Source organism: Hydrogenophaga sp. (assembly GCF_050182545.1).
In the GTDB taxonomy this organism is placed as follows: Bacteria; Pseudomonadota; Gammaproteobacteria; order Burkholderiales; family Burkholderiaceae_C; genus Hydrogenophaga.
On the sequence record NZ_JBFXCD010000003.1, the window covers coordinates 144,965 to 164,684 of the forward strand.

General features: G+C 64.2%; 21 protein-coding genes and 2 tRNA genes. 16 read left to right on the forward strand and 7 right to left on the reverse strand.

Annotation, left to right across the window (positions count from 1 at the left end):
- Position 1 precedes the first annotated feature (1 nt).
- The 3 genes from uvrC to AB7P10_RS04545 are packed head-to-tail and all read left to right on the forward strand — an operon-like array spanning position 2 to position 3,611.
- A complete protein-coding gene (gene uvrC, locus AB7P10_RS04535) occupies positions 2-2,092 on the forward strand; it encodes an excinuclease ABC subunit UvrC (protein WP_428292659.1) in 2,091 nt (696 codons plus the stop codon).
- 48 nt (positions 2,093-2,140) lie between these two features.
- Positions 2,141-2,710 (forward strand): CDP-diacylglycerol--glycerol-3-phosphate 3-phosphatidyltransferase, encoded by a 570-nt coding sequence (gene pgsA / locus AB7P10_RS04540; RefSeq protein WP_428292660.1) that lies wholly within the window; start codon positions 2,141-2,143, stop codon positions 2,708-2,710.
- Between the two features lie 10 nt (positions 2,711-2,720).
- The gene (locus AB7P10_RS04545; protein WP_428292661.1) at positions 2,721-3,611 is read left to right on the forward strand and encodes a DMT family transporter; all 891 of its coding nucleotides are present in this window, start codon (positions 2,721-2,723) and stop codon (positions 3,609-3,611) included.
- Here AB7P10_RS04545 and AB7P10_RS04550 read toward each other — a convergent pair.
- Complete coding sequence (locus AB7P10_RS04550; RefSeq protein WP_428292662.1) at positions 3,568-4,536, reverse strand: LysR family transcriptional regulator; 969 nt, start codon at positions 4,534-4,536, stop codon at positions 3,568-3,570. The genes AB7P10_RS04545 and AB7P10_RS04550 overlap by 44 nt on opposite strands.
- Positions 4,537-4,601: 65 nt before the next feature.
- On the opposite strand from AB7P10_RS04550, the gene AB7P10_RS04555 reads away from it, so the two are divergent.
- From AB7P10_RS04555 to AB7P10_RS04580, 6 genes are all read left to right on the forward strand, one after another.
- Positions 4,602-5,498, forward strand: a complete 897-nt coding sequence (locus AB7P10_RS04555; RefSeq protein ID WP_428292663.1) for an alpha/beta fold hydrolase — start codon at positions 4,602-4,604, stop codon at positions 5,496-5,498.
- Positions 5,495-6,589, forward strand: a complete 1,095-nt coding sequence (locus tag AB7P10_RS04560) for a tartrate dehydrogenase (RefSeq protein WP_428292664.1) — start codon at positions 5,495-5,497, stop codon at positions 6,587-6,589. Before AB7P10_RS04555 ends, AB7P10_RS04560 begins: the two co-directional genes overlap by 4 nt.
- A 285-nt stretch (positions 6,590-6,874) precedes the next feature.
- Complete coding sequence (locus AB7P10_RS04565) at positions 6,875-7,147, forward strand: HU family DNA-binding protein (protein ID WP_066158910.1); 273 nt, start codon at positions 6,875-6,877, stop codon at positions 7,145-7,147.
- Positions 7,148-7,158: 11 nt separating this feature from the next.
- Positions 7,159-7,234 (forward strand) — tRNA-Val (locus AB7P10_RS04570).
- Between the two features lie 92 nt (positions 7,235-7,326).
- Complete coding sequence (locus AB7P10_RS04575; RefSeq protein ID WP_428292665.1) at positions 7,327-9,255, forward strand: SurA N-terminal domain-containing protein; 1,929 nt, start codon at positions 7,327-7,329, stop codon at positions 9,253-9,255.
- Positions 9,256-9,293: 38 nt separating this feature from the next.
- Positions 9,294-9,369 (forward strand) — tRNA-His (locus AB7P10_RS04580).
- A gap of 91 nt (positions 9,370-9,460) precedes the next feature.
- Here the strand turns inward: AB7P10_RS04580 and AB7P10_RS04585 are convergent.
- The gene (locus tag AB7P10_RS04585; RefSeq protein ID WP_428292666.1) at positions 9,461-10,375 is read right to left on the reverse strand and encodes a tyrosine-type recombinase/integrase; all 915 of its coding nucleotides are present in this window, start codon (positions 10,373-10,375) and stop codon (positions 9,461-9,463) included.
- 76 nt (positions 10,376-10,451) lie between these two features.
- Between AB7P10_RS04585 and AB7P10_RS04590 the strand changes: the two genes are divergently transcribed.
- On the forward strand, positions 10,452-11,060 hold the full coding sequence (locus AB7P10_RS04590) for a transmembrane anchor protein (protein ID WP_428292667.1): 609 nt from the start codon (positions 10,452-10,454) through the stop codon (positions 11,058-11,060).
- A gap of 56 nt (positions 11,061-11,116) precedes the next feature.
- Here AB7P10_RS04590 and AB7P10_RS04595 read toward each other — a convergent pair whose 3' ends face one another.
- Positions 11,117-13,312, reverse strand: a complete 2,196-nt coding sequence (locus tag AB7P10_RS04595) for a heavy metal translocating P-type ATPase (protein WP_428292668.1) — start codon at positions 13,310-13,312, stop codon at positions 11,117-11,119.
- A 137-nt stretch (positions 13,313-13,449) separates the two neighbouring features.
- On the opposite strand from AB7P10_RS04595, the gene AB7P10_RS04600 reads away from it, so the two are divergent.
- The 6 genes from AB7P10_RS04600 (at position 13,450) to AB7P10_RS04625 (ending at position 18,179) form a co-directional block, all read left to right on the forward strand.
- Entirely contained in the window at positions 13,450-13,641 is a 192-nt protein-coding gene (locus AB7P10_RS04600) for a heavy-metal-associated domain-containing protein (protein WP_056265276.1), read from the forward strand.
- A gap of 100 nt (positions 13,642-13,741) precedes the next feature.
- A complete protein-coding gene (gene cueR, locus AB7P10_RS04605) occupies positions 13,742-14,284 on the forward strand; it encodes a Cu(I)-responsive transcriptional regulator (RefSeq protein WP_428292669.1) in 543 nt (180 codons plus the stop codon).
- Between the two features lie 185 nt (positions 14,285-14,469).
- Entirely contained in the window at positions 14,470-14,883 is a 414-nt protein-coding gene (locus tag AB7P10_RS04610; protein WP_425724184.1) for a hypothetical protein, read from the forward strand.
- 50 nt (positions 14,884-14,933) lie between these two features.
- Positions 14,934-15,485, forward strand: coding sequence for a hypothetical protein (locus AB7P10_RS04615; RefSeq protein WP_428292670.1), 552 nt, complete (start codon positions 14,934-14,936; stop codon positions 15,483-15,485).
- Between the two features lie 104 nt (positions 15,486-15,589).
- Entirely contained in the window at positions 15,590-15,838 is a 249-nt protein-coding gene (locus AB7P10_RS04620; protein WP_425724186.1) for a DUF2933 domain-containing protein, read from the forward strand.
- Positions 15,839-15,848: 10 nt separating this feature from the next.
- A complete protein-coding gene (locus AB7P10_RS04625; protein ID WP_428292671.1) occupies positions 15,849-18,179 on the forward strand; it encodes a heavy metal translocating P-type ATPase in 2,331 nt (776 codons plus the stop codon).
- A gap of 221 nt (positions 18,180-18,400) precedes the next feature.
- Here AB7P10_RS04625 and AB7P10_RS04630 read toward each other — a convergent pair whose 3' ends face one another.
- The 4 genes from AB7P10_RS04630 to merT all read right to left on the reverse strand — a co-directional run bounded on the left by AB7P10_RS04630 (position 18,401) and on the right by merT (position 19,720).
- The gene (locus AB7P10_RS04630) at positions 18,401-18,685 is read right to left on the reverse strand and encodes a CopK family periplasmic copper-binding protein (protein WP_428292672.1); all 285 of its coding nucleotides are present in this window, start codon (positions 18,683-18,685) and stop codon (positions 18,401-18,403) included.
- Between the two features lie 128 nt (positions 18,686-18,813).
- Positions 18,814-19,038, reverse strand: a complete 225-nt coding sequence (locus AB7P10_RS04635) for a GDCCVxC domain-containing (seleno)protein (protein ID WP_425724189.1) — start codon at positions 19,036-19,038, stop codon at positions 18,814-18,816.
- On the reverse strand, positions 19,035-19,331 hold the full coding sequence (gene merP, locus AB7P10_RS04640; protein WP_425724190.1) for a mercury resistance system periplasmic binding protein MerP: 297 nt from the start codon (positions 19,329-19,331) through the stop codon (positions 19,035-19,037). The genes AB7P10_RS04635 and merP overlap by 4 nt, the downstream gene beginning before the upstream one ends.
- Complete coding sequence (merT, locus tag AB7P10_RS04645; RefSeq protein ID WP_425724191.1) at positions 19,331-19,720, reverse strand: mercuric ion transporter MerT; 390 nt, start codon at positions 19,718-19,720, stop codon at positions 19,331-19,333. The genes merP and merT overlap by 1 nt, the downstream gene beginning before the upstream one ends.

The following is a 19,720-nucleotide window of genomic DNA, read 5'->3' on the forward strand; positions in this document are numbered from 1 at the left end:
CATGTCTGACACGCATTCCGAACAACTGCTGAGCGAAGTGGCCGCGCTGCCTGGCTTGCCCGGTGTGTACCGCTATTTCGACGCGCAGGACCAGTTGCTTTACGTGGGCAAGGCGCGCAACCTCAAGAAGCGTGTGGCCAGCTACTTCCAGAAGAACCACGATGGCACGCGCATCGGCCACATGGTGAGCCGGATCGCGCGCATGGAAACCACGGTCGTGCGCTCCGAAGCCGAGGCGCTGCTGCTGGAGAACAACCTCATCAAGACGTTGAACCCCAAGTTCAACATCCTGTTCCGCGACGACAAGAGCTACCCCTACCTCAAGATCACCGGCACGCGCGAGGCGTTCAAACCTTCGGCGCGCGCGCCGTCGCCCTCGCTCGCATTTCCGCGCATGGCCTACTACCGCGGCGTGGTCGATCGCCGCCACAGCTACTACGGCCCGTACCCCAGCGCGTGGGCCGTGAAGGAGTCCATCACCTTGTTGCAGAAGGTGTTTCGCCTGCGGACCTGCGAGGACTCGGTGTTTGCCAACCGCACGCGGCCCTGCCTGCTGTACCAGATCAAGCGCTGCAGCGGTCCCTGTGTGGACCTGATCGACAGCGAGGCCTATGCGCAGGACGTGCGCGACGCCGAGCGCTTCATGCGCGGTGAGACCCAGGCCGTGCTGGATGCGCTGGAGCAGCGCATGCTGGCCCACGCCGACAAGCTGGAGTTCGAGCAGGCTGCGGAGATCCGCAACCAGATCAGTGCGCTCTCGCGCGTGCTGCACCAGCAGGCGGTGGACAACGTCTCCGACCGGGACGTGGACGTGCTTGCGGTGAAGGTGCAGGGCGGCCGGGCCTGCGTGAACCTGGCCATGGTCCGGGGCGGCCGCCACCTGGGCGACCGGCCCTACTTCCCGGCCCACGTGGAAGACGCCACCGCGATCGACCACGCGCTGGCCGTGGAGGGGGGTGACAACGCCGCCGGGGCGGATCCGGCCGAGCGCGTGGCGGTGCAGGTGCTCGAAGCCTTCATCGCCCAGCACTACCTGGGCGTCGCCATGCCGCACACGCTGGTCACCAGCCACCCGGTGGGCAAGCCGCTGCTGGACGCGCTGACCGAACAGACCGGCACGAAAGTCAACGCCGTGCACCACCCGCGCGAGCACCGGCGCATCTGGCTGGAGATGGCGCAGAAGAACGCCGACATCGCGCTCGCGCGCCTGCTGGCGGAAGAGGGCTCGCAGCAGGCCCGCACGCGCGCGCTGGCCGATGCGCTGAACCTGCCGGACGATCAGCTTGACGCCTTGCGCATCGAGTGTTTCGACATCTCGCACACCGCTGGGGAGTCCACCCAGGCCTCGTGTGTGGTGTTTGAAGGCCACAAGATGCAGAACAGCCAGTACCGCCGCTACCGGATCGACGGCATCACCCCGGGCGACGACTACGCCGCCATGCGCCAGGTGCTGCTGCGCCGTTACGGGCGGATCGCGGAGGCGATGAAAGAGGTCAACGAGGTTCCGGGGGAGCCGGTGCCGCTGGCCGCCGACCAGGCAGAGCCCCCTTCCGTTCGGGCTGAGCCTGTCGAAGCCCTGGCCGAGCAGGAAGACGCGGAGGCGTCGGCCATCGAGCCCACGGTCAATGCGGTGGCTGGCCCGCGGATGCCCGACCTGGTGCTGGTGGACGGTGGCAAAGGGCAGGTGAGCATGGCGCGCGAGGTGTTCGAGCAGCTTGGCCTGGACTTCTCGCTCATCGTCGGTGTGGAAAAAGGCGAGGGTCGCAAGGTCGGCCTGGAGGAGCTGGTGTTCGCCGATGGCCGCCAGAAGGTGTATCTGGGCCACGACTCCGCCGCGCTCATGCTCGTGGCGCAGATCCGCGACGAGGCCCACCGCTTTGCCATTACCGGCATGCGCGCCCAGCGCGCGAAGGTGCGCACCGGCGGCAGCAAGCTCGAAGACATCCCGGGCGTGGGGCCCAGGAAGCGCGCGCGGCTGCTGCAGCGTTTTGGCGGGGTGCGCGGCGTGGCGTCGGCCAGCGTGGAAGACCTCGGCACGGTGGAGGGCATCTCGGCGGAACTGGCCGACGCGATCTATCGCGCCCTGCACTGAAAGGCCCGCACCGCGCCGGACCGAGGTGCCCGACGCATAATCGCTGCCATGTTCTTCAACCTCCCCACCCTGCTCACATGGGCGCGCATCGTGGCCATCCCGCTGATCGTGGGGGTGTTCTACATGGGGAGCCTTTCCGCGACCGAGCAGAACCTCATCGCCACGGCCCTGTTCATCGTCTTTGCCCTGACCGACTGGGCCGATGGCTACCTGGCCCGCAAGCTCAACCAGACCTCGGCCTTCGGCGCCTTCCTCGACCCGGTGGCTGACAAGTTCCTGGTCTGTGCCAGCCTGCTGGTGCTGGTGCACCTGGACCGTTCCGACGTGTTCGTGGCGCTCATCATCATCGGCCGCGAGATCGCGATCTCCTCGCTGCGCGAGTGGATGGCCATCATCGGCGCGACCAAGAGCGTGGCGGTGCACATGATCGGCAAGGTCAAGACCACGGTACAGATGGTGGCCATTCCCTTCCTGCTGTTCAACGGCACGCTGTTCGGCGTGATCGACACCCAGCTCTGGGGCACCTGGCTGATCTGGATATCCGCCGTGCTGACCGTCTGGTCCATGGTGTATTACCTGCAGAAGGCCATTCCCGAAATTCGCGCCAGATCGCGCTGAAGTCCAGGCGATGCATTCCCCGACGCAAGACAACGCGTGGCTGCGTGCCATGCCCTGGGTGTTCGTGCTGATCTGGAGCACGGGTTTCATCGTGGCGCGCTACGGCATGCCGCATGCACCGCCGATGAAGTTCCTCGCCGTGCGCTATGCGCTCTCCATTGCCTGTTTCCTCCCCTGGATCGTGCTGGCGGGCGTGAAGTGGCCGACCAGCCGCGCGCAGTGGTTTCACCTGGCCGTCACCGGTGTGCTGATGCACGCGGGCTACCTCGGTGGCGTCTGGGCGGCGGTGAAGGCCGGCATGGGTTCGGGCCTGTCGTCGTTGATCGTCGGCATCCAGCCCGTGCTCACCGCGATCTGGCTCTCGGGCACCGGCTCGCGGGTGTCGAAGCGGCAATGGCTGGGCCTCATGCTGGGCTTTGCCGGCCTGGTGCTGGTGGTCTCCCGCAAATTCGGCGCGGGTGGGCCGGGGGACCAGGCCAACTGGCTCAACCTGTCGTTTGCGTTGATGGCGCTGCTGGCCATCACCGTGGGCACGCTGTATCAGAAGCGCTTCGTGGCGGCATGCGACGTGCGCACCGCCAACGCGGTGCAACTGCTCGCCGCACTGCTGGTCACGCTGCCGCTCACGTTGCTGGAAGCCGAGGTGATGAGCTGGAATGGCGAACTCATCGGCGCCATGGCCTGGTCGGTGCTGGGGCTCACGCTGGGCGGCAGCTCGCTGCTGTACATGCTGATCCAGCGCGGTGCGGCGGCCTCCGTGACCAGCCTCATGTACCTGGTGCCGCCGTGCACCGCGCTGATTGCCTGGGTGCTGTTTTCTGAACCGATCACCGCTGTCACCCTGGCGGGCACCGCGCTCACCGCCTTTGGCGTGAGCCTGGTGGTGCGCTCGTCGCGCTGACGGGCTTCCAGGGCTGTTTGCGAAAGGCGTCGAGCAGACAGTCCACCAGCAGGCGGATGCGCCTGGGAGTCTGGGGCCGGTAGGGTGCGAGCCAGTGGATGTCGGCGTCGGGCATCGCGAACGCGGGCAACACGCGCACCAGTGCGCCGCTGGCGAGCTGGGGCGCAATGTCCCACAGGCTGCGCAGCATGATGCCGTGCCCCGCTATGCACCAGTCGCGCACCAGTTCACCCGAGTTGCTTGACAGCGGGCCGGTCACGGGCACATGCGTCACCTGCGCGTCGCCCGCGCGCTGCAGCCTCCAGTGGTCGAAGCGCTGACCCGGACCCCCATCGTTTTCGCGCACCACCAGGCAGGCATGCGTGGCCAGGTCCTGCAGCGTGCGCGGCGCGCCGTGCCGCTCGATGTAGTTCGGCGCGGCCACCAGCACGCGCTGGTTGCCCGCCAGCCGGCGCGACACCCATTCGGCCGCGCGCTCGCGGGGCGCGTTCCAGAGCCAGATCGCACCATCAAAACCTTCCACTGCGAGATCGGGCAGTTGTTCGGTGAGCTGCAGCTGCACCTGGATGCCCGGGTGGCGCGCCTGGAATGCCGCCAGTGCCGGGCCCACCCACAAGCGGCCAAATCCAAACGTGGCCGCGAGGCGGATCGGCCCGGACGGCTCGGCCTGCCTTTCGCGCAGTTCGGCCTCGACCTCGTCGAAGGTGCGCAGCAACTGCGCCGCACGCTCGCACAGCGTGTCGCCTTCCGCGGTGGGGCTCACGCGCCGTGTGGTGCGCTGGAACAGGCGCAGGCCCAGGCGCGCCTCCAGCGCGGCCAGGCGCTTGGTCACGGCTGAAGGGGCCACCTTCAATGCGCGGGCGGCCATCACGAGGCTGCCGTGTTGCCGCACGGCGAGCACGAGTTCCAGATCGGGGCGGTCCAATTGTTTCCTTTCGAGAACGAATCAATTGCCAGATTATTGCCACGATGCGGGCTATGCTGGCGCCCATGTTGAACCAATTCACCTCCCATGCCGTACTCCGCGACGGCGTGCGTCTGCACACCCGTGTCGGCGGTGAAGGACCGCCGATGCTGTTGCTGCACGGGCATCCGCAGAGCATGGCCATGTGGCACCGTGTGGCGCCGGCGCTGGCGCGGCACTTCACGGTGGTGCTGATGGACCTGCGGGGTTACGGCGACTCCGCGCGCCCCGCACCCGATGCGGCGCACCACGTCCACAGCAAGCGCGAGATGGCGCTTGACGCGGTGGCGGTGATGGCCGCGCACGGCTTCGAGCGTTTCAGCGTGCTGGCGCACGATCGCGGCGCGCGCGTGGCACACCGGCTCGCGGCAGACCATCCCCAGGTGGTGCGGCAGCTGATGCTGCTCGACATCGCGCCCACACTGGCCATGTACGAACAGACCAGCGAAGCCTTTGCGCGCGCCTACTGGCACTGGTTCTTCCTGATCCAGCCGCCGCCGCTGCCCGAGGCCCTGATCGAGTCCGACCCGGCGCGCTACGTGCGCAGCGTCATGGGCAGCCGGCACGCCGGCCTGGCGGCGTTCGACCCGGTCGCCCTGGCCGAGTACGAGCGCTGTGCGAGCCTGCCCGGCACCGCCGCGTCGGTCTGCGAGGACTACCGCGCCAGCGCCTCCATCGACCTGGAACACGACCGCGCCGACATCGCAGCAGGCAGGCGGCTGATGCAGCCCCTGCGCGTGCTGTGGGGTGAACACGGCACCGTGGCGCGCTGCTTCGATGTGCTGGCGCTGTGGCGCGAGCGCGCGGCGAACGTGTCCGGCCACAGCTTGCCATGTGGCCACTACATTGCCGAGGAAGCACCTGGGCAACTGATCGACGAAGCCCTGTCATTCTTTTCATCCCACCCTGAGGAGCACCCATGAGCCACAAGCACCGCATCGCCGTCGTCGCAGGCGACGGCATCGGCACCGAAGTCATGCCCGAGGGCATCCGCGTGCTGGAGGCCGCTGCCACGAAGTTCGGCATCGACCTGCAGTTCGACCACTTCGATTTCTCCAGCTGCGACTACTTCGAACGCCACGGCAAGATGCTGCCGGACGACTGGAAGGATCAGATCGGCGGACACGACGCGATCTACTTCGGTGCGGTGGGCTGGCCCGACAAGGTGCCTGACCACGTCTCGCTGTGGGGCTCGCTGCTGTTGTTCCGCCGCGAGTTCGACCAGTACGTCAACATCCGCCCCGCCAAGCTCATGCCTGGCGTGACCGCGCCCGTGGTGCGGCGCGACGGCAGCCCGCGCGCGCCCGGCGAGATCGACATGGTCATCGTGCGCGAGAACACCGAGGGCGAGTACTCCAGCATCGGCGGGCGCATGTACCCTGGCACCGAGCGCGAGATCGTGGTGCAGGAGACCGTGATGTCGCGCATCGGCGTGGACCGCGTGCTGCGCCATGCCTTTGAACTGGCGCGCTCGCGGCCGAAGAAGCACCTGACCAGCGCAACCAAGTCCAACGGCATTGCCATCACCATGCCCTACTGGGACGAGCGCGTGCAGGAGATGGCGAAGGCGTACCCGGACGTGCGTGTCGACAAGTTCCACATCGACATCCTGACCGCGCACTTCGTGCAACGGCCCGATTTCTTCGACGTGGTGGTCGGCAGCAACCTGTTTGGCGACATCCTCTCCGACCTCGGGCCGGCCTGCACCGGCACGATCGGTATTGCACCGAGTGCCAATCTCAATCCGACGCGCCAGCACCCTTCGCTGTTCGAGCCGGTGCACGGATCGGCGCCCGACATCGCCGGCAAGGGCATTGCCAACCCGATCGGCCAGATCTGGTGCGGCGCGATGATGCTGGATTTCCTGGGTCATCGCGATGCGCACGACGCCGTGATGCGGGCGATCGAGGCGGTGCTGGAGCCCGGCAGCGGCGCGCCGCGCACGGCCGATCTCGGTGGCAGCGCGGGCACCCGTGACGTGGGCCTGGCCATTGCCCAGGCGCTGCGGGTCTGAGCGAACGCGCACCTCGCCGGTGCGAAGGGTGCGACATTTTGTAGCGCGTGGCCCGGCCTGGATGAAAGCGTCTAGAATCTCGCCTCTTGCGCCGCAAGGATCGGGCCGGGTCTCCTCATGTATTGACAGGGGTTGTGCCCAGTGGGTCTAATCACCCAGCGTTTGCCACGGTGTTGGCATCGTCCTGCGGTCTAGAACGATTCAGGTTTTTTGCCCGCGGCCCGCGCCGTCTCCGGAAAGAACCTGTCCTTACTGAACATTCAACTCAATCAAGAGGGGCTTTTTGTGAACAAAACCGAACTCGTCGAACACATTGCCAAGCACGCCGACATTTCCAAGGCGGCTGCAACGCGTGCACTGGATTCCACTATCACCGCCATCCGCACCACCCTGAAGAAGGGCGGCACTGTGTCGCTGGTTGGCTTCGGTTCTTTCGCCGTCACCAAACGCCCCGCTCGCAAAGGCCGCAATCCCCGCACCGGCGCTGAGATTAAAATCAAGGCCGCCAAGGTGCCGAAGTTCCGCCCGGGCAAGGCACTCAAGGATGCGCTGAACTGAATGCAGACACCGGGTGCTTAGCTCAGTCGGTAGAGCGGCGCCCTTACAAGGCGTAGGTCGGCGGTTCGACCCCGTCAGCACCCACCACCAAAAAGAAGGCGAACCCGGGTTCGCCTTTTTTGTTGTTTGCCCGGGGAACACGGTCATCCGGTTTTTGATGAAGTAGCAGGATTCAAGGCATGTTCGATTCCATCCGCACCCACAAGAAGTACCTCATGGGCTTCCTGATGATCCTGATCATCCCGTCGTTCGTGCTGTTCGGCATCGAGGGCTACACCCGCTTCAACGAAAGCAGCGAGGCGGTGGCCACGGTGGACGGCCAGGACATCACCCAGGCCGAATGGGACCAGGCGCACCAGCTGGAGTCGCAGCGGCTGCGCGAGGCCATGCCCACGCTCGACGCGCGCCTGCTCGACAGCGAGGGCGCGCGGTACGCCACGCTCGAGCGCCTGGTGCGTCAGCGCCTCCTGGCGGTGGCCGCGAGCAAGCTCAACCTGTACACCAGCGACGCACGGCTGGCACGCGATCTGCAGCAGAACGAGTCCATCGCCATGCTGCGCAAGGCCGATGGCACGCTCGACGTCGAGGCCTACCGACAGCTCGTCGCGCGCCAGGGCATGACGCCCGAGATGTTCGAGGCGCGCGTGCGCGCCGACCTCTCGCAGCGCCAGGTCTCGCAAGGCATCCTGGCTTCGGGCTTCGCGCCCACGGCGCTGGCCTCCGTTTCGCTGGACGCATTCTTCCAGCGCCGCGAGATCCGCGTGGCGCGTTTTGCCGCCAAGGACTTCGCGGGCCGTGTGACGCTTACCGACGCCGACATCGAGGCCCACTACAACGCCAACACCGCGCAGTTCCAGGCGCCGGAACAGGTTGACGTGGAATACCTCGTGCTCGATGCTGCCGCGCTGCAGAACAACGTGGCGCTCAGCGAAGCCGATGTGCGGACCTACTACGACCAGAACGCGTCGCGCCTGTCGGGCGCCGAGGAGCGCCGCGCGCGCCACATTCTGCTTACTGTTCCCGCCGGCGCGTCAGCAGCCGACAAGGACGCGGTGCGTGCACGGGCGCAGGCCCTGCTGGCCCAGGTGCGCGAGAAGCCCGCCAGCTTTGCCGACGTGGCCAAGGCGCAGTCGCAGGACCCCAGCTCCGCCGCCAATGGCGGCGACCTGGACTTCTTCGGCCGTGGCGCGATGGTCAAACCGTTCGAGGACGTGGTGTTCTCCATGGACAAGGGTGCCATCTCCGACCTGGTGGAGACCGAGTTCGGCTTTCACATCATCCAGCTCACCGACATCAAGGCACCGCCCGTGCGCAGCTTCGAGTCCATGCGCGCGGAGATCGAGGCTGATCTGAAGAAACAACAGGCACAGAAGCTGTTCGCCGAGGCCGCCGACACCTTCAGCAACACGGTCTACGAACAGGCTGACAGCCTCAAGCCGGCCGCTGACCGCCTCAAGCTGACGATCCGCACCGCCCAGGGCGTGCAGCGCCAGGCCTTGCCCGGTGCCACCGGGGCTCTCGCCAACGAGCGGCTGCTGGCCGCGCTGTTCACGCCCGACGCGATTGAGAAGAAGCGCAACACGGAAGCCATCGAGACCGGCCCCTCGCAACTGACCTCGGCGCGGGTCGTCAAGCACGAAGCCGCCCGCACGCTGCCGCTGACCGAGGTGCGCGAGCAGGTTCGCGCGCGCTTGGTGGCGCAACGCTCGGCCGAGCTGGCGCGTGCCGAAGGCGAAAAGCAGTTGCAGGCCTGGAAGTCCGGCGCGGCCGGCACCCAGGGTCTGGCCAGTGCGGTGGTGGTGTCGCGCGAGAACGCTCAGGGCCCGGCTCAGCCGGTGCTCAACGCCGCGCTGCGCGCCGACCCGAAACAACTGCCGGGCTGGGTGGGCGTGGACCTCGCCGATCAGGGGTATGCGGTGGTGAAGGTCGAGAAAGTGCTGCCACGCGACAAGCGCGACGCGCAGGCGCTGGCCCAGGAAGTGCAGCAGTACAGCCAGTGGTGGTCGTCGGCGGAGAACGAGGCCTACATGGAGACCCTCAAGGAGCGCTACAAGGCGCGCATCCTCGTGCCCGAGCCAGCCGCTGTCTCTGCATCGGCGTCACGCTGAAGGAGCATCTTGCTTCGGGCTATAATCTGCGGCTCGCGGTGGCTGTAGCTCAGTTGGTAGAGTCCAGGATTGTGATTCCTGTTGTCGTGGGTTCGAGTCCCATCAGCCACCCCAAAATTTACTTATGAATCAAGGCCTTAACTGGCCTTTTTTCATTTTGGCTTAGGTCCGTGGTATTTAGACCCCTGCCCGTGGAAATTCAGCATCACAGACCCGAGCGCTTGACGGTCTTCGTGCGGTCGTAAATCCGGGCCGTTGTGCCCGGGTTGGCGTGCAGGTCGGGCAGGGCTCCGCGCTGCTGCTTGTACTGGGTGACGTAGTAGGCCCGCAGGTCGTGGAAGGTGAACCGGGTGGTGATCGCCTTTTCCTTCATGGCGGCCGACATGAGCTTGTTCCACATGCCTTTAAACCCGCTGTCGGTGTACGCATTGCCGGCGACGGTCGGGAACACATAGCCCATGCGGTCGTCCTTTGCCAGCGCGCGCATGCGGGAAAACAGGGACTGCAAAGCGGTGCTGATCGCCACGACCTCCACGACAGCGTTCCCGTCGCGCTGCTTGCCGCGCATCAGGCGCACCTCGATTTCGCCTACCTGGGGCCATGAGAGCGTTCGGAACTCAATCCGGCGGTTACCTGCCAGCGCGGCGAATTCGGCCATTCCTGCGAGCACCTGGGCCTGTCCTGGGCGTTTTCTGGCCCATTCGAGGAAGGCGACCAGGGTTTCAGGATCCGGGGCTGTCTTGCGGGGCCGCTCTTTGTTCCGGCGCACCTGCTTGCACGGGTTGGTCAGCAGGTCGCCGCGCTCCACCGCCACGTTCATCAGGTTGGACAGAAGGGCCATTTCTCGGTTTGCCCGGACCGGCGCGGCCGCGCGCTCCACCCGCAGGTATCGGGCGCAGGTCTGAGGCGTGATGTCAGCAGGGGCAGCTATGCCGAAGGTCTTCAGTAACTGCTTGGACGACTGCGTGTAGTCCGTGCGGCTGGCGTCCGACAGCGCTTTCCATTCGGCGGTGTCCTGATACAGCTTCCACAAGTGGTTGACGGTGCCACGGTCGGGCGATTCGTTGTTCAATTCCAACGCCCTGCGGATGGCTTCGGTCTTGTCCGTGCCGAGATTCACCCATGGCCCATTGATCGGCTTGTACCGGTAGGTTGTCTCCCCTACCCGCGCCGAGCTTCCATCGTCCAAGCAGCTTGTGCGTTCCACCATCCTTGCCGCCGTATCAGCGGTGGTTCTTCTTGGGGCCGTCGTGCTGCCAGCCGAATACGGCATCGACCCCACCGGCATCGGCCGGGTCTTGCGCATGACTGAGATGGGCGAGATCAAGCAACAGCTGGCGGCAGAGGCTGCGGCCGACGCTGCTGCTGCTCCTGCCGCTCCTGCGGCTCCCGCACAGGCAGCAGGCACGCCCGCCGTAGTCGCAGAACCGGCCAACGCTGCACAACCATCAGCGCCTGCTCCAGTTGCAGTGGCCGCCGCGCCGAAGATTGAATGGCGCGACGAAATGCCCGTCACCTTGACGCCCGGCGAGGGCACGGAGATCAAGCTGAAGATGGTCCAAGGTGCCAAAGCGCAATATTCGTGGGTCGTCGAAGGTGGACAGGTCAACTTCGACACCCACGGCGATGCACCAGGCAAGTCGATCAGCTACGAAAAAGGCCGTGGCGTTGCGGCCGATGAAGGCGTTTTGGAAGCGGCGTTCACGGGCAACCACGGCTGGTATTGGCGCAACCGGGGTCTGGCCGACGTCAAGGTCATCCTGCGCACGCGCGGTGACTACACAGACATCACGAGAATGAAGTGAATGCAGGGCGCTGCAACTTTTGTCGCAGCGCCCACCTCGCACACGCGCATCAGGACTCATCCTCGGCGTTTCCAACCCCGCAGCAGCAGCGCGTTGCTCACCACACTAACGCTGCTCAGCGCCATGGCCGCACCAGCCACCACCGGGTTGAGCAGGCCTGCCACTGCCAGCGGGATGCCGATCACGTTGTAAGCAAATGCCCAGAACAGGTTCTGGCGGATCTTGCGGTAGGTTCGGCGCGAGATGTCGATCGCGTCGGCCACCAGCGCGGGATCGCCCCGCATCAGGGTGATGCCGGCGGCGTGCATGGCCACGTCGGTGCCAGTGGACATGGCAATGCCCACGTCGGCCGAGGCCAGCGCCGGAGCATCGTTGATTCCATCACCCACCATGGCAACCGAGTGACCACCCTCCTTGAGTCGGTTCACGATGGCCGCCTTGTCTGCGGGCAACACCTCGGCTTCGATGTGGTCGATGCCCAGCACACTCCCCACCGACCGCGCGCTGCCCCGGTTGTCGCCGGTGATCATCACGGTGCGAATGCCCAAAGCCTGCAGGCTCTGAATGGCTGTGATGGCGCTGGCCTTGGGGGCATCGCCAAACGCCAGCATGCCCACCAGCGCGGGGGCCCCCGTCACATCGGCGAGCCATGAGACCGTGCGTCCATCGCTTTCAAGCTGGCGCGCAGGCTCGGCCAGTGCCGAAGTGTCCACGCCCAGTTCCTGCATGTATCGCGGACTGCCCAGACGCAATGCACGACCCTGCACCTCGGCCGACATCCCGCGTCCCGGCACGGCGCTCACCTTGGCGGTTGAGAGCAGCGCAATGCCGGCCTCTTCGGCGGCGTTCATCACGGCGCGTGCCAGCGGGTGTTCGCTGCCCGCCTGGATGGCAGCACTCCAGGACAGCAACTGGTCGTCGTGACCAGGAGCGGCCACCGCTGCGACCAGCGTCGGCTTGCCTTCGGTGAGCGTGCCCGTCTTGTCGAACGCCACGGTGTCGATGCGGTGCGCCACTTCCAGCGCTTCGGCGTCCTTGATCAGGATGCCTTGGCGAGCGGCCACCCCGGTGCCGGCCATGATGGCGGTCGGTGTCGCCAGGCCCAGGGCACAAGGACACGCGATCACCAGCACCGCCACCGCGTTCAGGACGGCCTGCTCCCAGTTGCCGGTGGCCAGGCCCCAGCCGAGCAGGGTGAGTGCGGCGATAAACAGCACCACCGGAACAAAGACGGCACTCACGCGGTCAACGATGCGCTGTATCGGCGCTTTCTTGGCCTGCGCCGACTCGACCATGCGCACGATGCGCGAGAGCGTGGACTCGGCGCCCACGGCGGTGGTCTCCACCAGCAGCAGTCCCTCGGCATTGACGGCACCGCCGGTGACTTTGTCGCCCGCGTGTTTGGCCACCGGAAGGCTCTCGCCCGTGATCAGCGATTCGTCCACCTGGCTGGAGCCGATGGTGACCACACCGTCCACCGGAATGCGCTCACCCGGGCGGATCACGACGATGTCACCCACCTTCACCTGTGAAATTGCGACGTCCACATCGCCATAAGGCATGCGCACCCGCGCCACCTCGGGCTTGAGGGCGTTGAGGGCGGCGATGGCGGCGGTGGTCTGGCGTTTGGCGCGCGACTCCAGCCATTTGCCCAGCAACACCAACGTGATGATCACAGCCGATGCTTCGAAATACAGGTGCGGCATGCCGTGTTCGGCGTGTTTGAACAGCAGATACACGCTCAGGCCGTAGCCGGCGCTGGTGCCCAACGCCACCAGCAGGTCCATGTTGCCAGCGCCCGCACGTACCGCCTTCCAACCTGCGCGGTAGAAGCGCGCACCCAGCCAGAACTGAACGGGCGTGGCCAGTGCCAGCTGCAACCAGCCATTGATCGTCCAATCGCTGCCCAATAGCATGGCGAACATGGGCAGCACCAAAGGCAGCGACAGCGCGGCAGCCAGCGCCACCGGCCACCAAGGTTCGCCCTTGCGTTTTGCGGGCTCGGCACCCGGCTCTGCGCTGGGTTCTTCGCCTACGCTGTAACCGGCCTTTTGCACCGCAGCCACCAGGCTGGCAGCCAGCGTGGAAGAGGCCGCGTTCACCGTGGCCCGTTCGGTGGTCAGGTTGACGCTGACCTCCTTCACGCCAGCAACGGCCTTCAAGGCTCTTTCGACACGGCCGACGCACGAGGCGCAGGTCATGCCTTCGATGGGGAACTGGTGCTCGATGAGCGACAAGGTGGTGGTGTTCATGACAGGCTCCGGTGGTTGGGGGTGGAGCGGATGTTTGGCCTTCCCACGGTGGCAAGCGCAACGGCAGATGCAACTTGACATTGCCACCGCGGCAATGCCCACAGTGCGGTTTCCCTCAACCCTCTACGGAGTCATCCATGCACGAATTCCACCTCCCTGACATGACCTGCGGCCATTGCGCTTCCAAGGTGAACGTCACCCTAAAACTGGTTGATCCAGCCTGCGAGATACAGGTCGATCTGCCGCGGCGTCTGATCACCGTGAAAAGCGGCGAAGACCGCGATGCTTTGGTCGAAGCGCTGGCTGACGCGGGCTACCCAACCCTCTGATCCCCGCTCGTCAGGGCTCTCTCGGTGAGGGCCTTGACCTTCCCACCATGACAAGCTACATCCTTCAACGCATGCATTCACCCAACCAATGGAGCGCACCATGAACACCCTCATGAACATCGGCGAAGCCGCCGCCGCCGCAGGCGTCTCCGCCAAGATGATTCGTCACTACGAACAGATCGGTTTGCTGCCTGAGGCTGAGCGCAGTGATTCGGGATACCGTCTCTATGGCGACCGAGAAGTCTCGGTGTTGAGATTTGTGCGGCAGTCGCGCCACCTCGGGTTTTCGGTGGCTCAAATCGCCGAGCTCATCGGCCTGTGGAGTGATTCACAGCGCACGAGCCGCGAAGTCAAGGCCGTAGCGCAACGCCACCTGGCCGACCTTGAAGAAAAGCGCCGCGAAATCGAGCAGATGATGGACGGTCTCTCGGTGCTGGTGAAGGCCTGCCACGGCAATGACCAGCCTCACTGCGCCATCCTGGACAAACTCTCGCGCGGCAGCCTTGCCCAGCATCAGCCCCAGCAAAAGCCCCAGCTCAAGAAATCCCGGGTTCAGGCAGAAGTGACCAGCGCCAGCACTTCCAGCCCCATCGACCTCATGGCCTGGATGCGCGGCGTTCACGTTCACCATGACGCCCACTGAGGGGACAAGCCGTTACTGCCATGGCAGCGAGCCGGTGTGTTCGGTGACGAACCGACCGACGTAGCGCCCAGTCGCACACTGGATCGACTTGAGATCGTGTCTCGACCTGCTTTCTTGATCTGCGTCAAGGCTTCTCAAGCGTCCAGGGTTAGCCTTGGATCGTTGCCTCTGTTCACCTGACTGATATGCACCTGTATCGCCACTCGCTGCGCCATGCCACCTGGATGATCCTGGCGGTGTGGTTGTTTGCGTTGGGTGCAGGGGTGGCCAATGCATGCCTTTTGAACCAACCGAACAGCGGTAGTCACTCTTCTTTCGCGGCGATGTCACAGGATGTACCCGTCGCCCAAACCCATCACGGCGAGCAATCCGACCCCGACGATGCCGGATGCTTGAAGTTTTGCGATGAAGCCTCGCTGGCCATCACCAAGGTGGACCAGCCCATCGTCGATGGCAACCCAGGATTGATCGGCGTGCTGTACCGGTCATGGGGGCCAGCCAACACCTCGGCAGTCGCAGTTCAAGTCCAGGTGCATTCCACCAGACTTGCGCACCTGGGTTTGCCCATTGCTGAGCGACCCCATCGGTTGACGTTATAGGCCATATTGCAGCTTATCGCCAAGAGCGCTCCTGCGCTCTACCGGCCCGTATGGCCCCTTTCCATTTTGGCGTCCGCCACCTTGTAGCCGCCTGTAGCGGTACCCCTCTTCATTCAAAGAGCACAACCATGAAAACCTCCTGCACCATCCTTGCGATCTCCACCGCTTTGTTGCTGACGGCTTGCGCGAATCCGAGCGCACCAGTCACCGGCGCAACCTCGGTATCCAAAGCCGACGACCACAGCGCACATCAAGCCGCTGCAGCGTCCACAGCGCCAACCGCCGTGCAAAGCCGCATGAAGGACATGCAGGCCATGCGCGACAAGATGATGAATGTGAAGACACCAGCCGAGCGGCAAGCCTTGATGGACGAGCACATGAAAACCATGCACGAAGGCATGGAGATGATGAAGAGCATGAAGGCAATGGGCGGAATGCACGGCAAGGCGGGCACACCAGGCATGTCGGGCATGAAGGACATGCCCATGGACATGTCCAAGCACCATCAGATGATGGAGATGCGCATGGACATGATGCAGACCATGATGGAAATGATGATGCAGCGCATGCCGGGTGCAGTCACCACTCCCACCGGCAACTGACAAGCGATTGACGCTCAACCCGGGTGCGATTGAACTGCACATCGATCGCTCGGAGCGGCACCTTCTCCCAAGCCTTTCGCAGGCAACTCTGAAGGAGCAATGCAATGAACCTATCCAACAATGAATCCAACGAGCCATCGTTCTGGCGCCGCCCGGCAGGAATGGCACTGGTAACGGTCGCCCTGATCGCTGGCTTTTACCTCCTGCGAGAGCACTGGGGCCATGTTCTGGGTTACTGGCCTTACCTGCTGCTGCTCGCTTGTCCGCTGATGCACTTGATGCACGGGAACGGCCATGGGGGCCATGGCAGCCATCCGCAGGACTCCGGGCGTACCCACAACGACAGGAAATAGGCGGATCAACATGAATGCACACCAACATCACGGCAGCAGTGCGCTGTCCGAATCGGCCCCACCAACGGGCCTGAAGGATCCCGTGTGTGGCATGACCGTCACGGCGCAGTCTGGTCACATGCTGACCCACGAGGACCGCACCTTCTATTTTTGCAGTGCCAAGTGCCAAGGCAAGTTCGCTGCGAACCCGCTTCAATACCTCGCGCCCAAGCCACCCGCAGAGACCTCTTCAGCGGTGGCCGGTGCAATCTACACCTGTCCGATGCACCCTGAAATTCGCCAGGGCCATCCGGGGAACTGTCCCAAGTGCGGCATGACGCTCGAGCCCTTGCTGCCGGAGCTTGAGGACGATGACAACCCCGAGTTGGGCGATTTCCAGCGCCGCTTCTGGTGGACGCTGCCGCTGACCTTGTTAGTCACTGTCTTGGCCATGTTTGGTCATCGGCTGCAGTGGTTTGAATCCACGACCCAGACCTGGATCGAACTGGTGCTGTCGATTCCCATTGTTATGTGGGCGGGCTGGCCATTCTTTTCGCGCGGCTGGCAGTCTGTGGTCAACCGCAGTCCCAACATGTGGACCTTGATCGGTCTGGGCACCGGGGCGGCTTTTGTGTACAGCGTGGTGGCCACGGTCACGCCCCAGGTGTTCCCGGACTCGTTCATTTCCATGGGCCGTGTCGCGGTGTACTTCGAGGCCGCTGCCGTGATCATCTCGCTCACGCTGCTCGGGCAGGTGCTTGAACTCAAGGCCCGGTCACAGACCTCGGCGGCCATCAAGTCGTTGCTGCGTCTGGCGCCAAAAACCGCCCGGCGCATCCGGGAGGACGGCACCGAAGAGGACGTGCCACTGACCCATGTTCATGTTGGCGACTTGCTGCGCGTGCGCCCAGGAGAAAAGGTGCCGGTGGACGGCGAGGTCACGGAAGGCGGCAGCGCGATCGATGAATCCATGCTCACGGGCGAACCGATGCCCGTCACCAAACGCGTGGGCGACAAGGTGATTGGCGCCACGCTGAACACCAGTGGCGCGCTGGTGATGCGATCTGAGCGTGTCGGCGCGTCCACCATGCTGTCGCAGATCGTGCAGATGGTGGCCCAGGCACAGCGTTCCAAAGCGCCGATGCAACGCATGGCCGACGTGGTGGCGGGCTACTTTGTCCTCGCTGTTGTGGGCATTGCCTTGTTGACCCTCTTCGGCTGGGGTCTGTTCGGTCCCGAGCCGAGTTGGGTGTTTGGCCTGATCAACGCGGTGGCCGTGCTGATCATTGCCTGTCCCTGCGCGCTGGGCCTGGCCACGCCCATGTCCATCATGGTCGCCACGGGTCGGGGCGCCACACACGGTGTGCTGTTCCGAGACGCAGCAGCCATCGAGAACATGCGCAAGATCGACACCCTCATCATCGACAAGACCGGAACGCTCACTGAAGGCCGTCCGACGTTTGAGCGCGCCGTTCCTGCGCCTGGCTTTGATGCCGATGAGGTGCTGCGCCTGGCCGCCAGCCTGGACCAGGGCAGTGAACACCCACTGGCTGAGACCATCGTGCGCGCCGCCCGCGAGCGCGGCATGTCGTTGGATAAACCCGAGAACTTTGAATCCAGCTCGGGCATTGGCGTGCGTGGGCAGGTGGGCGGACGTGAGCTGGCTCTGGGAAACACCACGCTGATGGCGCAGATCGGGGTCTCGGTGGCCGCCTTGATACCGCAAGCCGAAGCATTGCGCTCGGAGGGCGCCAGCGTGATGCATCTGGCCGTTGATGGACAGCTGATGGGCCTGTTGGCGGTGTCCGATCCGGTCAAGGTCAGCACGCCGGAAGCGCTGGCGACGCTCAAGGCATCCGGTCTGCGCATCGTGATGGCGACCGGAGACGGACTGACCACGGCCAGAGCCGTTGCAGCACGCTTGGGCATCGACGAGGTGCACGGTGAGGTCAAGCCGGCCGACAAACTGCTTCTGGTGGAAAAACTGCAAAAGGAAGGCCGCGTGGTGGCCATGGCGGGTGACGGTATCAACGATGCCCCAGCACTGGCCAAGGCCGATGTGGGTGTGGCCATGGGTACCGGGACCGACGTGGCGATGAACAGTGCGCAAATCACGCTGATCAAGGGCGACCTGCGAGGGATTGCGGTTGCGCGCGCGTTGTCCGAAGCGACTGTGGACAACATGAAGCAGAACCTGGTGTTCGCCTTTTTGTACAACGCGCTGGGCATCCCTATTGCGGCCGGTGTGCTGTATCCACTGACAGGCTGGCTGCTGTCGCCTTTGATTGCGGCGCTGGCCATGAGCTTGAGCTCAGTCTCGGTGATTGGCAACGCGCTGCGCTTACGGCGTGGCAAGACATGAAGCGTTGGTTCTTCGTATGGCGCCCAGTTTCATTTGACCGGTTTGTGCTGCGGTCAAAGGCCTCAGCGATTGCGTGGCGTTTTTCTCAGACGAAGGGGTTGTTGTGCAACTTGTGTCCAGATCGCTGATCCGCAAAAAAAAGCCCTCGCACCGGTCACGGCGGGAGGGCTGCGTGGTCAGGGACCTTTTGATCGTCCCCGCCTGGATAAATCGCCGGTAGGTCAGTTCCCGTGTCCCTTGTTCAACAGGGAATTCAAACGTGCGGTTTCGTTACCCATCGTCGTGATGCTTTTGCCGTCAGCGGTTTGAACGACTTCGCCTTTACGGAGGTGAATCACTCTTCCAAACTTGCCTTCTTTTGCCATCAGGCCGTCCTTGAAGACGTAGAGAAGTTCACCGTTCTGGAGTGCGATGACCTCCTTGGCCTCGGACCTTGCGGCGTCCATTGCGAAGGCCGGTGCCAGTGCGGCCAGGGAGAGGGCGAGAATGCTGAGCTTGCGAATCATGGAGGGTCTCCTTCAAGAACAAATCACACTGTTCGGCTGAATCAATGTGGTACGAGGTACAGGTTCAATGTAGCGAGGCACCCATGACCGGCAGCTTGCGAATGCATGACATTTCGGTCAGCGAAAAGTCAGGCAGGCTTGCCGCAGCCTGGCGATTTTCCTTGCTGAATCGGTGGACAAGGAACCGTTCCGTAGGAGCAAAAAACGCAGCAGTCACCCGACTCTGGTCGGATGACCGCGTGGCATTCTTCACACTCATAAAACCACTGACAAGCATCGGTGGGCATCGTCTCGGATTTGGCGTACCCGCATTGCGGACAGGTCAACACCGACGTCAGGAGCACCTCGGTCAAGGCCTGACTCCCGTGATAGTGGACGGAAAGCCGGCGTCCTTCGTTGCTCGGGTCAGGGCGTCCAATGAAGTCTGGGTGTCGTCGTACACAACCGTGGTCTCCCTTCTATCCAAGTTGGACTTCACTTCGACCACGCCGGCGAGTTTCGTCAGCGCCTTCTTGACCGTGATCGGGCAAGTAGCGCAGGACATGCCAGGGACGGAGAGGGTGGCAGTTTGCTGCGCAGCCCATGCAAACGGGCTCAGGACAAATCCGGCAGCAATCAGAATGCGTTTCACAGTCAGACCTTTCATCAATAGAACCAGTGTGCGATCAGCGGGAATGCCATCGCGGTGGCTAGAAGCAACACCACGACACCGAACAGCAGTTTGTAGATGCGGTTGATGCGGGGGATCGCGCACACCTGACCTGCTTCGCAGGCAGCCGCTGGCCTCCAGATGCTTCTTGCCGCAAAGAACAGCGCCGCCAGCGATACACCCATGAACAGCGGTTGATAGGGCTCCAAGGCCGTGAGATGGCTGATCCAGGCGCCCGAGATGCCCACCAGGATCAACACCAGTGGGCCCAGGCAGCAGGCCGATGCAATGAGGGCTGCCAGACCACCGGCAAGCAGGGCTGTGCCTCCGTGCTCGGTAGCGGGACTGAAGGCGGGTGAGTTCTGGGTGGTGGTGTGCGTTGACAT

Excerpts from the sequence above, each read along its gene's own strand:
- AB7P10_RS04630 (WP_428292672.1), bottom strand. The coding sequence starts at position 18,685 with ATGATTCGCAAGCTCAGCATTCTCGCCCTCTCCCTGGCCGCACTGGCA.
- merT (WP_425724191.1), bottom strand. The coding sequence starts at position 19,720 with ATGTCAACGCACACCACCACCCAGAACTCACCCGCCTTCAGTCCCGCT.
- AB7P10_RS04620 (WP_425724186.1), top strand. The coding sequence starts at position 15,590 with ATGAACCTATCCAACAATGAATCCAACGAGCCATCGTTCTGGCGCCGC.
- AB7P10_RS04615 (WP_428292670.1), top strand. The coding sequence starts at position 14,934 with ATGGCCCCTTTCCATTTTGGCGTCCGCCACCTTGTAGCCGCCTGTAGC.
- AB7P10_RS04575 (WP_428292665.1), top strand. The coding sequence starts at position 7,327 with ATGTTCGATTCCATCCGCACCCACAAGAAGTACCTCATGGGCTTCCTG.
- merP (WP_425724190.1), bottom strand. The coding sequence starts at position 19,331 with ATGAAAGGTCTGACTGTGAAACGCATTCTGATTGCTGCCGGATTTGTC.
- AB7P10_RS04625 (WP_428292671.1), top strand. The coding sequence starts at position 15,849 with ATGAATGCACACCAACATCACGGCAGCAGTGCGCTGTCCGAATCGGCC.
- pgsA (WP_428292660.1), top strand. The coding sequence starts at position 2,141 with ATGTTCTTCAACCTCCCCACCCTGCTCACATGGGCGCGCATCGTGGCC.
- uvrC (WP_428292659.1), top strand. The coding sequence starts at position 2 with ATGTCTGACACGCATTCCGAACAACTGCTGAGCGAAGTGGCCGCGCTG.
- AB7P10_RS04610 (WP_425724184.1), top strand. The coding sequence starts at position 14,470 with ATGCACCTGTATCGCCACTCGCTGCGCCATGCCACCTGGATGATCCTG.
- AB7P10_RS04545 (WP_428292661.1), top strand. The coding sequence starts at position 2,721 with ATGCATTCCCCGACGCAAGACAACGCGTGGCTGCGTGCCATGCCCTGG.
- AB7P10_RS04555 (WP_428292663.1), top strand. The coding sequence starts at position 4,602 with ATGTTGAACCAATTCACCTCCCATGCCGTACTCCGCGACGGCGTGCGT.
- cueR (WP_428292669.1), top strand. The coding sequence starts at position 13,742 with ATGAACACCCTCATGAACATCGGCGAAGCCGCCGCCGCCGCAGGCGTC.
- AB7P10_RS04600 (WP_056265276.1), top strand. The coding sequence starts at position 13,450 with ATGCACGAATTCCACCTCCCTGACATGACCTGCGGCCATTGCGCTTCC.
- AB7P10_RS04560 (WP_428292664.1), top strand. The coding sequence starts at position 5,495 with ATGAGCCACAAGCACCGCATCGCCGTCGTCGCAGGCGACGGCATCGGC.
- AB7P10_RS04595 (WP_428292668.1), bottom strand. The coding sequence starts at position 13,312 with ATGAACACCACCACCTTGTCGCTCATCGAGCACCAGTTCCCCATCGAA.